Below are 14,511 nucleotides of genomic sequence, written 5' to 3'. Positions count from 1 at the left end.
GCGCGTTTATTCACTGACGACCACCTCATCGAGGGAGATAATAGTGCTCGTGCTGCCGTACAACGCCTTTCGCTTATCGGACCGCGTGCTGCGCTCCGCCAGTACCGATACGGTCAAGGTGTAGTTGCCTTTGGGCAGATCGGGTTCAGAAAAGCTAGCCCAGCGACAAGATACTTGCTATACAGGTCTGCGATGGAAGATAGTACCGTTTTTCCTTGGCTGTTGCGCAGTTCTACCCGCGCGTACCCACCAAGATGGCGTAGCAGTCGGCGACTTTATCTGGCCAGAAAACGGCCGGCATCATGGCAAACAAATGGTCGGTAAAGCCGGCTGCATCAGTGAAATACTCGGCACTATGAAGGTCGAATTCGTGACACCTAGTCTACGCAAATCGTTTGATTAGTATAAGAATCCGTTTGATAGTAATACAAGTACCGGCCCTAGGTTACCCGAACTTTGTCCCAACACTCCAGAGCTGCTTAACGCAGCTCCTTGCCGGACTTTTCTGGCTAGTAATCTTAACGCTCGCCAGGGCGGGTATAAGTAGCGGGCGCCGATGACGGGACAAAAAACGTCATGCGCCGCACGCTGTCATTTTAATTTTTACCCTTTCAGATAACCATGCAATACACAACCCTTAACAACGGCGTGCAGATGCCCCTGCTGGGCTTCGGCGTATACCAGATTCCGGACCCGCAGGAATGCGAGGCTAGCGTCTCGGCGGCATTGCGCGCGGGCTACCGCCTGATTGATACTGCCGCGGCGTATGGCAACGAAGATGCGGTGGGCCGGGCCATTCAGAAGAGCGGCGTGCCCCGCGAAGAGCTGTTCATCACCACCAAGCTGTGGGTGCAGGACGCGGGCTACGAGCCCACGAAAGCCGCATTTGCAAAATCTCTGCAGAAGCTCGGGCTCGATTACCTGGATTTGTACCTCATCCACCAGCCCTACGGCGACGTGTACGGCGCGTGGCGGGCGATGGAGGAGCTGTACCACGCCGGCAAAATCCGGGCTATTGGGGTCAGCAACTTCCCGAATGACCGCGTGATGGACTTCTTGGTGCACCACGAGGTGAAGCCAGCCGTCAATCAAATTGAAACGCACCCCTTCCACCAGCAAGTCGAAACCCAGCAATTTCTGCAGGAAAACGGCGTGCAGCTAGAGTCGTGGGGCCCTTTTGCGGAGGGGCGCAACAATCTATTTACCAACAAGCTGCTGCAAGACTTGGCGGCCAAGTACCAGCGCAGCGTGGCGCAGGTAGTACTGCGCTGGCTCACGCAGCGCGGGGTAGTCGTGATTCCGAAGTCCGTCAAGCCCGAGCGCATTGCCGAAAACTTCCAGGTATTCGACTTTGAGCTGAGCGCCGAGGACCTAGCCGCTATTCAGACGCTGGACACCAACGCCAGCGCCTTCTTCGACCACCGCGACTCCGCCATTGTGAAGTGGATGAGCGAGGTAAAGTTTGACCTCTAGTCTTTTCTTGGCCGCTTACGCCCCCTACCCCCATCTTTTCCTTTAATCCCCCCTTATCAGATGCAACAACGCGCATTGGGCACCAGTGGCCTGCAGGTATCGGCCCTCGGCCTGGGCTGCATGGGCATGAGCTTCGGCTACGGCCAGGCTCACGACTCGCATGAGATGATTCAGCTGATTCGCGCCGCCGTGGAGCGGGGCGTGACCTTCTTCGACACGGCCGAGGTGTATGGCCCCTGGACCAACGAGGCGCTCCTAGGTGAAGCCCTGGAGCCCGTGCGCGACCAAGTGGTCATTGCCACCAAGTTTGGCTTCGACATCGACCAGCAAACCGGCCAGAACCGCGGTGGCCTCAACAGCCAGCCCGCGCAGATTCGGCAGGTGGTGGATGCCTCGCTCCGGCGACTGCGCACCGACCGCATCGACTTGCTTTATCAGCACCGCGTGGACCCCAATGTACCCATGGAGGACGTGGCCGGCGCCGTGAAGGACCTCATTGCGGCGGGCAAGGTCAAGCACTTCGGTCTGAGTGAGGCTGGCGTGGAGGCCATCCGGCAGGCGCACGCCGTGCAGCCCGTGGCGGCTCTGCAAAGCGAGTACTCGCTGTGGTGGCGCGAGCCGGAGCAGGAAATCCTCCCTACCCTCGAAGAGCTAGGCATCGGCTTCGTGCCGTACAGCCCATTGGGCAAAGGCTTTCTGACCGGGAAAATTGACGAGAACACCCAGTTTGATAAGACTGACTTCCGCAGCACGGTGCCGCGCTTCTCGCCCGACGCCCGCCAGGCCAACCAGGCCCTGGTAGACTTGCTAGGCCGTATTGCTCAGGACAAGCAAGCCACGCCCGCCCAGATTGCGCTGGCCTGGCTGCTGGCCCAAAAGCCCTGGATTGCCCCCATTCCCGGCACTACCAAGCTGCACCGCCTCGAAGAGAACCTAGGCGCGGCCGCCCTACCCCTCTCGGCCGACGACCTGCGCGAAATCGGCGAGGCCGCCGCGCGCATCCCCCTGGTGGGTGACCGCTACGCCGAGGCTCAGCAAAAGATGATAAATCGCTAAATAGCGGCTTCCTCTGCACGATGTCGGCCCTGCTGAAAGTGGCCTAGCGAAGGCGACGGGCCGTAGGTATACCTGTTTTACTCTTTGCCCTATGCACAACGAACCGGTAGCAGCACAAACAGCGGCACCCGCCTCAACGGCCGACCAACCTTGCGCCACCCAGGAGCAGAGCGCCCGGGAGTTGCAGCGCCGCGGCTTCCGGGCCTACGAGGTAGATACGGATGGGAACGCCGGTGTGACGTATCGCCGCCGCGACTTCTACAAAGTGGCCCTGATGACTAGCGACTGCACCGTGCACTACGCCGACCGCAGCATCAAGCTGCCGGGTACCAGCCTGCTGTTTGCCAATCCCTACATCCCGTATTCGCTGGAATTGCACGCCCCACGCCTGACTGGCTATTCCTGTTTGTTTACCGAGGCGTTCATGAAGGAAAATGACCGGTCGGAGAGCCTGCAGCAGTCGCCGCTGTTTAAGGTAGGCGGCTCGCCCATCTTCCCCCTCGATGCAGCGCAGAGTACCTACGCCCAGAGCATTTTTCAGAAAATTATCGCGGAGCAGAACACCGGGTACCTGTTCAAAAACGACCTGATTCGCACCTACCTCCAGCTGCTGATTCACGAGGCGCTGCGCATGCAGCCGGCCGAAACCTTTTTGCAACCTAAGAACTCAGCCGCTCGCATCACGTCGCTGTTTTTAGAATTGCTGGAACGGCAGTTTCCCGTCGAAAACCCGGAACAGCCGCTGCAGTTGCGCGCGCCCGGTGATTTTGCCCAGCAGCTATCCATGCACGTCAACCACCTGAACCGGGCCGTGAAAGAGGCCACCGGCAAGTCCACCACGGCCCACATCGCCGAGCGCATCGTGGGCGAAGCCAAAGCCCTGCTGCACCACACCGACTGGGACATGGCGACCATCGGCTATGGCCTAGGCTTCGAGTATGCGTCCTACTTCAACATCTTTTTCAAGAAGCACGTGGGCCTGACACCCCTAGCTTTTCGCAAGGCTGTTTGAGGTATAGATAGGAGTTTAACAAGCCATTAAGTGTCGCCTTTTCCCGGCGGCTTACCGCTTCGGGCAATTCTTTGATTTGTATACAAATCCGTTTGAATTGCTTTTCTCTTGAGGGAAAGGCCAGGCTGACCTTTGCACTACCCGGTCAGCAACTGCGCTAATCGGATTCTCTAAGCACAGGACGTGAATGAGTGACACTGCTCATGCACGTGCTGCTAGGTTCCATTCCAGCCCCGCGTAGCGGCTCCAACTATCCCTCTACTATGAGCGACTCCACTAATTCCTCCCCTACCCCGGCCGGCACCAAGCGCGGCCCGGCCGAGTACTTCTCGGGCACGGCCTGGGTCACGATGCTAGCTGGCGGTAACCCTACCGACTGCACCGTGGCCGACGTGACCTTCGAGCCGGGCTGCCGCAACAACTGGCACTCGCACCCTGCTGGGCAAATTCTAGTCGTGACAGCCGGCCGGGGTTTTTACCAGGAAAAAGGGCAACCTGCCCAGCTGCTGCGGGTCGGCGACACGGTAAGTATTGCGCCAGGGGTGGTTCACTGGCACGGCGCTGCGGCCGACAGCATCTTCACCCACTTAGCTATCAACCCCAACGTCAAGCAAGGGGTGTCCGACTGGCTGCAACCCGTCACGGACGAGGAATACCGGAGCGCGCACGGGTAACCCGTTTCTATACAGCAGTCCCACAAGCCGTTGGCGCTGCGGCTACGCTTACCTGCCCCCAACGTTATGACGCGCCCCTTACTACTGGCTACTGTCCTCATCTCGGTCTTACTCTTCCTAACACGCATGCCTACTTCCGCCCAAGCGCCTCCCCCCCTCACTGCCCGGCAGCAGGCCCTGGTAACTGTGTCGGCCTACACCGCCACCGGCGATTTGCCCCACCTGCACCCGGCGCTAAGTCAGGGTCTCGACGCGGGGCTGACCGTGAACGAGGCGAAGGAGGTCCTAGTGCATCTCTACGCCTACTGTGGCTTTCCGCGCAGCCTGAGCGGCATCAATACCCTGATGCAGGTGCTGGAGGAACGCAAAGCCCGAGGCATTCAGGAGGTGGTGGGCCGGGCGGCCTCCCCCATTACCAGCACCGCGCCCAAGTACGAGCGCGGCAAGAAGAACCTGGAGCAGCTCACTGGCAAGCCCGAAACTGGCCCCAAAACCGGGGCCAATGCCTTCAGCCCTGAAAGCGACGTGTTTCTGAAAGAGCACCTGTTTGCCGACCTCTTTGAGCGCGACGTGCTCACGTTTCAGGAGCGGGAGCTGGCCACCGTGGCGACGCTCGTGAGCCTAGGCGGCGTCGAGCCGATGCTGGAGTTTCACTTGGGCGCGGGCCTGCACGTGGGCCTGACTGAAGCGCAGCTGCAACAGCTCATTGGGCTTTGCGAAGCGGCGGTGGGCCAGCCAAAGGCCGAAGCCGCCCGCACCGTGCTGACTAGGGTACTGAAAAGTAAGAAGTAAACCACTCACAACTGCCTATATGGAGCCCCAGCCCCGAACCATTTTTGAGCGCGAGTTGGCCGGCGAGGTTATCCGGTTCGATGACCCGGACTACCCGCAGATTTACGCCATCATTCGCAAAGCCATCCGCATTACCTCGGAGCTGAACGCCATGCGAGTGGATGATAACGAGCAGGTAAACCGCGTGTTCAGCGAGCTGATTAATAAGCCGGTGGATGAGTCGTTGTTCTTGATTCCGCCCTTTTACACCGATTTCGGGCACAACATTCAGATTGGCAAGAATGTCTTCGTGAACCACGCTTGCACCTTCATGGACCGGGGTGGCATTACGCTGGAAGACGACGTGCTGCTGGGCCCCAAGGTGAACCTCATCACCACCAATCACCCCACCGAGCCGGCGCAGCGACGCAGCACCATTTCCTTGCCCATCGTGCTGAAACGGGGCGCGTGGCTCGGCGCTAATGTGACGGTGATGCCCGGCGTCACCATCGGCGAAAACGCCATTGTGGGCGCGGGTGCCGTGGTCACGAAAGATGTGGCGGCCAATACCATTGTGGCCGGCGTGCCCGCGCGGGTGGTCAAGCACCTCTAAGGGTTGCCCACGGCCGAACTCGATTTTTCACTTTCCTACCCCCCTTGCTATGAATCGCATCGTCCTAACCACTGCCCTAGCCCTCGGCATCGGCCTGACCAGCTTCGCTCAAACCGCGCCGAAAGCCCCAGCAGGACCGTTGAGCGGCCCTTTCCCGAAGGGGGAGCGGGCCCCGGCGGCCAATTTCACGGGGGTAGTGTACGTGTCCACGCTGGTGAAAAACGACGATACGTTTAACTGCGCGAGCAGCAACGTGACGTTTACGCCGGGTGCCCGCTCGAACTGGCATACGCACGCAGCGGGCCAGATTTTGCTGGTCACCGATGGCCTAGGGTACTACCAGGAAAAGGGGCAGCCCATCCGGCTGCTACGCAAGGGCGAGGTGGTACAGGCCCAACCCGGCGTGGAGCACTGGCACGGCGCCTCGCCCCAGCAGGGCATGACGCACATCTCGCTCAATGTCAATACCGAGAAGGGCATCGTGGATTGGGGCAGCCCCGTGACCGACCAGGAGTACACCAGTTTTAAGTAGCAGGCCACCAGCAAGCGGCTGCCACCCAACCCATAACCCGTTCACCCCATGGCTGATACCAACCATAGGCTCCCGGCCTCCGTTAAGGATACGCACCAGCGCCGCATGCTGGCCAAAGCGCTAAGCAATCCCATGACCGAAGTCCGCCCCTTTACCCAGCCTTCGCCCTACCATATTGGGGAGGACGTGGAAGTACTGACCATGCACGAGGCGCGCTGCGGCCTAGGCAGCTTCAACCGCCGCGACAAATTCAAGGTGGTACTGGTGCTGGAAGGCGTCAACGAGCTGCACTACACCACCCGTAGCTTCGGTATCAACCAGCCCGCGCTGGTGTTCACTAACCGCCTGATTCCCTACGCCTGGGAGGTGCCCGAGGGCTTCAACGAGCAGCAGGGTTACCTGTGCTGCTTTTCCGAGTCGTTTCTGCACTCGGCCATGCGCGGCGTGAGTCTGAAAGACACCGTGCTCTACAAGGTAGAAGGCAACCCGGTGTACTTTCTGTCCGAAGAACAAGCCCGCTACTTTACCGACGCTTTTACCCGCATGCGGCGCGACCTAGAGTCGGACTACGCCCACAAGGAAGACCTGCTGCGCAACCAGCTTTCCATCATCATTCATGAGGCGGCCCGCCTGGAGCCGGCCACCGCGCAGCACGCGCCCGCCAACGCGGCCGAGCGCATCACCAGCCTGTTTCTGAATTTGCTGGAAGTGCAGTTTCCCATAACGGCGCAGTTGCGCGAGCCGGTACTCAAATCGGCCAGCGACTACGCCGACCGTATGGCCATTCACGTCAATCACCTGAATGCCATGGTGAAGGAGGTCACGGGCAAGTCCACCAGCACGCACATCAATGAGCGGCTGCTCACGGAAGCCCAACTGCTACTGGCCCATACCGACTGGGGCGTAGGCGAAATTGCCTACAGCCTAGGCTTCGAGTACCCCACGTACTTCAACAACTTCTTCAAAAAGCACACCGGCACTACCCCCCTTACCTTCCGCCGTGCGCAGGCACCAGCCCTGCCGGCGTAAGGCACACTAGCGCCAACCGAACTCGTCCAGGTGGCTGGGTATTGTTGCCTTCCTCCTTACTTAGCCTGTTGCCTCGCTCGCCACTGATACTTGGGTGTCGATGGTGAGCGAGGCATGCTTTTATGCTAGCCAAAGCCGCTGCTGGAAAGGAAGTTCGTGGGTAAATCGGACGGGTAAGCCAGCACTCTTTGAAAAGTATACATATCCATTTGAAATGTGTACACAGGAGCTTTAGAGGGGCCAATACCTTTACGAAAGGGCTTTGTACCACTCCCTACGCCAACCGGTGCGGCCACTTCGGGCGGACGCGGTTGGCCCCCAGCAACGAGCTAGGTAGCCACCTAGGTGGCCCTGCGCAACACGCGACAAAGCGGGCTCATTTTTCCACTTTTACCTTATCCCATGCAGTCTGATTTATTTCCAGACGCTCAGCCGGAGGCCTCGCAGCCGTCTGACAGCTCGCGCCGCTCGTTCATGCAGCAAGCCGGGGGCATCCTGGGCTTTGCATTGGCCTCCCCCATTGCCAGCCAAGCCGAAACGCTGGCCGACAAGCTGGCGCCGGTCAACCCCGTCGTATCAGGGGCTAGCCCGTTGCAGCTTCGCATCAACGGCCAGGTGAAAAACCTGACGCTGGAGCCCCGCGTGACCCTGCTCGATGCCCTGCGCGAATACCTCGACCTGACGGGCACCAAGAAAGGCTGCGACCACGGCCAGTGCGGTGCCTGCACCGTGCACGTGGATGGCCAGCGCGTCAACTCCTGCCTGACCCTGGCCGTGATGACGAAGGGCAAGGAAATCACCACCATCGAAGGCTTGGCCAAAGGCGACGCGCTGCACCCCATGCAAGAGGCCTTCTTGAAACACGACGGCTTCCAGTGCGGCTATTGCACGCCGGGCCAAATCATGTCGGGCGTGGCCTGCGTGCAAGAAGGCCACGCCACCACCGACGGCCAGGCCCGCGAGTGGATGAGCGGCAACCTCTGCCGCTGCGGCGCCTACCCCAATGTTCTGGCCGCCGTGCGCGAGGTAGCTGGCCACCAAGGATAATGCCTTGTGCGACACAAGGCTATTTACTGAAAAGAGGGACCTAGGTGCGGCTGCCAGCTTAGGCAAATCGTGACCACTACCTGCTTAAAAGTCGCGACTACTATCATGCTCAGCCTGCAAGAATTCGAAGCGTTGCTTGACCAGTATTTGGCCAGCGGGGAGCTTCCAAATTCGCAGCAGGCAACGGTGCTAAAAAGGTGGAGTGAGCAGCTAGGGCAACCGGAACCCGCGCAACTAAGTGAAGCTGAACTAGCCGAAAGCCGCCGCTTGATGTGGGCACGCATTCAGGCGCTGACTGCTTCGGCCGATGAGCCGCCTACCCCCAGCTAGCCCGCAACAGCTGCTAGCGCTCCCTGGCAGGACCTCGCTACCTAGGCAGTAGCCAACTGCTTACCTGCTCGTCATAACTATCTGACTAATCATTCCCTACCCCCTGCCGCTGGCTCCGTCCTTGCCCGCCTACCCCCTTTCAAAAGATGAACAATTTCAGCTACACCCAGGCCACCACGGCCAAAGAAGCCACCGGCCGGCTCAAGGACCAAGCCCAAGCCGCCTACATTGCGGGCGGCACCACGCTGCTAGACTTGATGAAGGCCAATCTAGCCGAGCCTCCGCAACTGGTGGATATAAACTTGCTGCCCTTCAAAGGCATCGAGCAGACCAAGGACGGGCTGCGCATTGGGGCGATGGAGCGCATGAACGCCGTGGGCGAGCACCCGCTGGTGAAGGCCCAGTACCCGGCCGTGTCGGAGTCGCTGCTGCTGGCGGCCTCGCCGCAGCTGCGCAATATGGCCAGCATCGGGGGCAATATCTTGCAACGCACGCGCTGCGGCTACTTCCGCGACGCCGCGTTTCCGTGCAACAAGCGGGTGCCCGGCTCGGGCTGCCCCGCCCTCACGGGCGACAGCCACAACCTCGCCATCCTGGGCGTGAGCGACACCTGCATTGCCAACGCCTACCCCGGCGACCTAAGTGTGACCCTCGTGGCCCTCGATGCGGTGCTGACGCTGGAGAATACCAAAGGCAAGCAACGCCAGGTGCCCCTCACCGAGTTTTACCTGCTGCCAGGCACCACGCCCCAGAAAGAAAACGTGCTGAAACCCGGCGAACTGATTGTGGCCGTGACCATTCCAGCCGCCCCGCATGCCCAGCGCTCGACCTACCTAAAGGTGCGCGAGCGCGCTAGCTACGCCTATGCGCTGGCCTCGGCCGCCGTGGGCCTGGACGTGCAGGGTGGCACCATCCGCGCGGCGCGGGTGGCCCTAGGGGGGGTAGGCGCGCAGCCCTGGCGCTCCCGCGAGGCCGAAAAAGCGTTGGTGGGCCAGCCAGCCACGGAGGCCACTTTTAAGGCGGCGGCTGCCGCCGCTCTGCAAGGAGCCAAGCCCCGTGAGCACAACGCTTATAAGGTGGAGCTGGCGCAGAATACGCTGGTGCGCGCCTTGCAGCAGGTAGCTGGCGCCTAGGGCCTTGTGCCTGTTTTCTCCCTCTTACTCAGACAGTAGCTTTTTATGGACAGCGAACCAACATTCTCCCAAACCAACCCGCAGGCAGTAGCCGTGGGCCAGCCACTGAGCCGCGTCGATGGCCGGGCGAAGGTGACGGGCGCCGCGAAGTACTCAGCCGAGTACAATGACCTGCCAGGTCTGGTGCACGCCGTTGTTAAAACTAGCGATGTGGCCAAAGGCCGCATCACCAGCATCGATGTCAGCGTCGCCCAGCGCGAGCCAGGGGTAGTGGCTATTCTCACGCACCAAAACCTGCCCAAGCCGGCCCTCACGGCCGCGTCGGAGGCGGGTAAAAAAGCTATTGGTCCCTCGGTGCAGATGTCGTTCCTGCCCTTGCAGTCCGACCAAGTATTCTACGCCGGCCAGCCCGTGGCCATCGTGGTGGCCGACACGCTGGAGCACGCCCAGCACGCCGCCGCGAAGCTGCGCGTGACCATCGCCCCAGATACACCCGTTGCCTCATACCAAGACCCGAAGACGCAGCTATTTAACCCGGGCGGCAAGCCCGATGCGGATGCCGAAGGCACCAAGTCCCGGGGCAAGGCCGCAGCTGCTTTTGCCGCCGCTCCGGTGCAGCTGACGGCTACCTATACACACGCCACCAACCACCACAACCCCATGGAGCCGGGCGCCACCATCGCCCACTGGGAAGCCGCCGACCGCCTCATCATCTATGACACGGCCCAAGGGGTATCGTGGCAGCAGCGGGCGGTAGCCGCCTTTATGGGCTTGCCCAACGACCAGGTGCGCGTGATAACCAAGTACCTAGGCGGGGGCTTCGGCTGCAAAGGTCCCATCTGGCCCCACACGGTGCTGACGGCCCTGACGGCCAAAGCCGTGGGTCGGCCGGTGAAACTAGTGCTCACCCGCCCCCAGATGTTTACCAGCATGGGCCACCGCGAAGACCAGGAGCAAACCCTGCGCGTGGGTGCCACCAAAGAGGGCAAGCTGCTGGCGATGCTCCACGAAAAGCATTCTACTACCTCGCAGTGGGACAATTACGCCGAGAGCAACAGCAAAATCATCGGGATGCTCTATGCGTGCCCCGCCTTCGAAGCCACGACCAAGTTGGCACGCGCCAACGTCAGCACTCCCAGCTGGATGCGCGCGCCCGGTGAAGCCCCCGGTTCATTTGCCATCGAGTGCGCCCTCGATGATTTGGCCGCCCAGGTCGGCCTCGACCCCCTTGAAATTCGACTGCGCAACTACGCCGACAAAGACCCGAGCACCGGCCAGCCCTGGAGCAGCAAGGGTTTGAAGCAGTGCTACGAGCGCGGCGCCGAACTCTTCGGCTGGAGCAAGCGCAACCCGAAGAACGGGGCTACCCGCGCCGGCAAGCTGCTCGTGGGCTATGGCATGGCCACGGCCAGCTACCCCGTGCACGGCTCGCAGGGCAACGCCCGCGTGCGCCTCTACGCCGACGGCCACGCCGTGGTGCAGGTAGGCGCCACCGACCTAGGCACCGGCACCTACACCATCGGCACGCAGGTAGCGGCCGATGCCTTGGGCATTGCCCCCGACAAAGTGCGCTTCGAGTTGGGCGATACGATGCTGCCGACCACCAACATCTCGGGGGGCTCGATGGGCGCGGGCACGTTCTCGTCGTCTATCTACGTGGCCGCCCAGAGCGTATGGCAGCAGCTCACTAAAATGGCGGTTCAGGATGCCAAGTCCCCGCTCTACCGCGCCAAGTCCACGGATGTGGAAGTGGTAAAAGGCCGCTTGCAGCTGAAAGCCAACCCGAGCAAGGGCGAAGGCTTCGCCGACCTGATGAAGCGCGCGGACATCCTGGACCTGGAAGGCAGCGGACAGGGCAAATACGGCGCGGGCTACGAGTCGGGCCTAGCGACCGGTGCCGCCAAATCGGACGATGCCGGCAAGGAATCCAGCGGCCAGCATTCGATGCACTCGTTCGGGGCCCACTTCTGCGAGGTGCACGTCGACCCCGACCTCGGCACCGTACGCGTCACGCGCTGGGTGAGCGTGGTGGCCGGCGGCCGCATCCTGAACCCCAAAACGGCCCGCTCCCAAATCATGGGCGGCGGCATCATGGGCATCGGGGCCGCGCTCATGGAGCAAGCCGTGCGCGACCCTAACCTAGCCCGCTACACCAACGCTAATCTGGCCGACTACCACGTGCCCGTTAACGCCGACATCCCCGACATGATGGTGGAATTTATCGACGAAAAAGATTCCTACGTCAACGCCATGGGCGTGAAGGGCATCGGCGAGATTTCTATCGTGGGCACCGCCGCGGCCGTGGGCAACGCCATTTTTCACGCCACCGGCCGCCGCCTGCGCGACCTACCCATGACGCCCAGCAAGGTGCTGGCCGCTATGCGCCAGCCAGTGTAGCTGCAAGGCGACATGCGCTACCGCTTCGTTATTGCTACGGTCCCGATTTAAGTACCTCACTGCGTTAAGGCAATGAAACGTCCTCGTCTGCTTTTGCTGCCCTTGCTGCTCCTACTCTTTATTGCCGGGGCTTGTAAAAACGATACGCCCGAGCCAGCTATTTCCACCCTGCCCACCATGAGCCGTCAACTCCGCATTCAAGTTGGGGCCAGCACGTTCACCGCGACGCTGTTCGACAACCCGACCACTACCGCCTTCGTGGCCCGGCTGCCCCTCACTGTTTCGATGACGGAGCTTAACGGCAACGAGAAGTACTACGACCTACCCCAGAGCCTGCCCACTAATGCCGTGAATCCTAACACGATTCAGGCGGGCGACTTGGTGCTTTACAACTCGAATACGCTGGTGCTCTTCTATCAGACGCTCTCGACCTCGTACCGCTACACCCGCATGGGGCGCATCGACAACCCCGCCGGGCTGGCTACGGCCCTAGGCCGGGGCAACGTGACTGTCACGTTTGAGCAATAGCAGCAAAGCTAACAGGCATTCGAGCGCAGCTCTTTTAAGCGGAAGCTCACCGGTAAACTGTTTTCTCAGCACCGTAAAAGCCGGGCCGGTACATTCGATGACGTCGAACGTGCCGGCCCGGCTTTTACGGTGCTGAGAAAGGTACTAGTAGTTGTCCTAGCCGGTTATAACTACCGTTGAGCTCATTACTTCTGTTGTTTCAACAGTAGTTTCGGGACCATGAATACCAGTAATAACCGTTTGATTTTCAATTCATAACAAACCAATCATACGAGGACCGTTCACGGTTTGAACAATAGCCTGAACTGTGCACGGTCCTCGTACGCTTCTCACTGACTCAATTTTAATGAGCGACCAGTTCAGCCGGCACGGGTTGCGCCACGGCCACCTGGGTAGGCGCCTTGCGGAAGGCCAGCCACGCCACCAGGACGGCAACTAACGTGAGCACACTGCTGGTAATGAATACGCCGACCACGCCTGTCAGGTCGAAGAACAAGCCACCTAGGGCGGCGCCGATGGTAATGGCTAGTTGGGTAGTGGCTACTTGCAGGCCGCCGCCACTTTCGGCGTCGTCGGGCAGCGTGCGCGTCAGCCAGGTAGGCCAGCCTACCTGCACCCCGCCAAAGGTCATTCCCCAGAAGGCGACCAACACCGACGCCACTACCGGTTGGCGGCCAAATAGCACCAAGCCCGCTACCACCCCGCCCATGAGCAGCGGCATGAGCGTGAGTGTTAAAGCCAGGCTGCGCGCCAGCAGGTGCCGGGCCAGCACCGTGCCGGCTAGGTTAGCTAACCCAAAGCCTAGCAGAATCGTGGACAGCGTATTCACGTTAACCCCGGTCACAGTTTCGAGAAATGGCCGCAGATACGTAAAAAACGTAGCGTAGCCCATAAACACAAAGAGCGTGGCCAGCATACCGGGCGCGACCTTGGGCCGCTTGAGTACGTGCAGCAGCGTGCGCAGACTCGCCGGCTGCTCGGGCGCCATGCTTGGCAAGGTCAGGGCCTGCCACCCGAAGGCCAGCGCCCCAACCCGGCCGCCAACCCAAATACCAGGCGCCAGCCCAACAGCCCCCCTAGGTAGCTGCCCAGCGGCGCAGCCACCACGGTGGCCACCGACACGGCTCCAAAGATGGTGGATAGCGCCTTGGGCACGTCTTTGCTGGGCACCAAGCGCATAGCCACAGCCGCCGACATGGCCCAAAATCCGCCGATGGCTACCCCCAGCAGCAAGCGCCCGATGGTCAGAACCAGGAAGGTAGGGGCCAGCGCCACCAGCACATTGGACAGCACCTGCAATACCGAAAACGACAGCAGCACCCAGCGCCGGTCGAGCCCCTTGGTCAGCACGGCAATGAGCAGGCTAGCCACCATGGCCACCACCGCTGTTATCGAAATGGCCTGCCCGGCTACGCCTTCGGTTACGTGCAGGTCGTGGGCCATCGGCGTCAGTAGGCTGACGGGTAGAAACTCGGAGGTAATCAGGCCCGCCACCCCAAGGGCCAGGGCAAATACCGCATTCCAAGCGGGCTTTGAAACCAGGTCGGGAACACTGGTTTTTAGAGTACTAGGTAGTTGATTCATAGCTTTTCTGTTCAAGTAGATTACACACTCCTGCCAGACGCCGGCTACGTTGGTAGCACACCCATTTTTGGGACTAATGCGGCACGGCACCTAGGTCGTTAATTCGACTCTGCAAAGGTCCCTGGGGTCAGTAAGGAGTCGGTAACGACAATCAAAGGAGTGATTACTCGATTCAAATAATCGGGGCAGACTTAGCTTCAGGCCAGGCTGGCAGCGCCTTCGCCAAGGGGTAGTAGAAAGTAAAAGCAACGTTCCGCTGGGGTGGGGAGCCCAGGGCCCGACAACTGCCAGCACCCAGGCGCCCCACCCCAGCGGAACGTAGTTAAGTTGGT

The 14,511-nt window shown here is 60.8% G+C and carries 15 protein-coding genes; 13 read left to right on the top strand and 2 right to left on the bottom strand.

Annotation, left to right across the window (positions count from 1 at the left end; genetic code table 11):
- The first annotated feature begins 621 nt into the window (after positions 1 to 621).
- From SD425_RS10230 to SD425_RS10170, 13 genes are all read left to right on the top strand, one after another.
- Entirely contained in the window at positions 622 to 1,473 is an 852-nt protein-coding gene (locus SD425_RS10230) for an aldo/keto reductase (protein WP_324678117.1), read from the top strand.
- A gap of 60 nt (positions 1,474 to 1,533) precedes the next feature.
- The gene (locus SD425_RS10225) at positions 1,534 to 2,529 is read left to right on the top strand and encodes an aldo/keto reductase (RefSeq protein WP_324678115.1); all 996 of its coding nucleotides are present in this window, start codon (positions 1,534 to 1,536) and stop codon (positions 2,527 to 2,529) included.
- 91 nt (positions 2,530 to 2,620) lie between these two features.
- The gene (locus SD425_RS10220; RefSeq protein ID WP_324678113.1) at positions 2,621 to 3,541 is read left to right on the top strand and encodes a helix-turn-helix domain-containing protein; all 921 of its coding nucleotides are present in this window, start codon (positions 2,621 to 2,623) and stop codon (positions 3,539 to 3,541) included.
- 191 nt (positions 3,542 to 3,732) lie between these two features.
- Positions 3,733 to 4,215, top strand: coding sequence for a cupin domain-containing protein (locus tag SD425_RS10215; protein ID WP_324678111.1), 483 nt, complete (start codon positions 3,733 to 3,735; stop codon positions 4,213 to 4,215).
- Positions 4,216 to 4,281: 66 nt separating this feature from the next.
- A complete protein-coding gene (locus SD425_RS10210; RefSeq protein ID WP_324678109.1) occupies positions 4,282 to 5,007 on the top strand; it encodes a carboxymuconolactone decarboxylase family protein in 726 nt (241 codons plus the stop codon).
- Positions 5,008 to 5,026: 19 nt separating this feature from the next.
- The gene (locus SD425_RS10205; RefSeq protein WP_324678107.1) at positions 5,027 to 5,599 is read left to right on the top strand and encodes a sugar O-acetyltransferase; all 573 of its coding nucleotides are present in this window, start codon (positions 5,027 to 5,029) and stop codon (positions 5,597 to 5,599) included.
- A gap of 49 nt (positions 5,600 to 5,648) precedes the next feature.
- Positions 5,649 to 6,131, top strand: coding sequence for a cupin domain-containing protein (locus SD425_RS10200; protein WP_324678105.1), 483 nt, complete (start codon positions 5,649 to 5,651; stop codon positions 6,129 to 6,131).
- Positions 6,132 to 6,179: 48 nt separating this feature from the next.
- Entirely contained in the window at positions 6,180 to 7,160 is a 981-nt protein-coding gene (locus tag SD425_RS10195) for a helix-turn-helix domain-containing protein (RefSeq protein ID WP_324678103.1), read from the top strand.
- A gap of 402 nt (positions 7,161 to 7,562) precedes the next feature.
- Complete coding sequence (locus tag SD425_RS10190) at positions 7,563 to 8,207, top strand: (2Fe-2S)-binding protein (RefSeq protein ID WP_324678100.1); 645 nt, start codon at positions 7,563 to 7,565, stop codon at positions 8,205 to 8,207.
- 69 nt (positions 8,208 to 8,276) lie between these two features.
- Complete coding sequence (locus tag SD425_RS10185; protein WP_324678098.1) at positions 8,277 to 8,537, top strand: hypothetical protein; 261 nt, start codon at positions 8,277 to 8,279, stop codon at positions 8,535 to 8,537.
- 146 nt (positions 8,538 to 8,683) lie between these two features.
- Positions 8,684 to 9,670: a xanthine dehydrogenase family protein subunit M gene (locus SD425_RS10180; protein WP_324678096.1), complete on the top strand. Its 987-nt coding sequence runs from the start codon at positions 8,684 to 8,686 to the stop codon at positions 9,668 to 9,670.
- 45 nt (positions 9,671 to 9,715) lie between these two features.
- Positions 9,716 to 12,067: a xanthine dehydrogenase family protein molybdopterin-binding subunit gene (locus tag SD425_RS10175; RefSeq protein WP_324678094.1), complete on the top strand. Its 2,352-nt coding sequence runs from the start codon at positions 9,716 to 9,718 to the stop codon at positions 12,065 to 12,067.
- Positions 12,068 to 12,139: 72 nt separating this feature from the next.
- Entirely contained in the window at positions 12,140 to 12,595 is a 456-nt protein-coding gene (locus SD425_RS10170) for a cyclophilin-like fold protein (RefSeq protein WP_324678092.1), read from the top strand.
- A gap of 343 nt (positions 12,596 to 12,938) precedes the next feature.
- Here the strand turns inward: SD425_RS10170 and SD425_RS10165 are convergent, their stop codons facing one another.
- On the bottom strand, positions 12,939 to 13,583 hold the full coding sequence (locus SD425_RS10165; RefSeq protein WP_324678090.1) for an MFS transporter: 645 nt from the start codon (positions 13,581 to 13,583) through the stop codon (positions 12,939 to 12,941).
- 11 nt (positions 13,584 to 13,594) lie between these two features.
- The gene (locus tag SD425_RS10160; RefSeq protein ID WP_324678088.1) at positions 13,595 to 14,179 is read right to left on the bottom strand and encodes an MFS transporter; all 585 of its coding nucleotides are present in this window, start codon (positions 14,177 to 14,179) and stop codon (positions 13,595 to 13,597) included.
- Positions 14,180 to 14,511: the final 332 nt, after the last annotated feature.

It is taken from the genome of Hymenobacter sp. GOD-10R (assembly GCF_035609205.1).
Classification (GTDB): domain Bacteria; phylum Bacteroidota; class Bacteroidia; order Cytophagales; family Hymenobacteraceae; genus Hymenobacter.
Note: the sequence above shows the minus strand (reverse complement) of the source record. Positions and strands in the feature narration are given on the sequence as shown.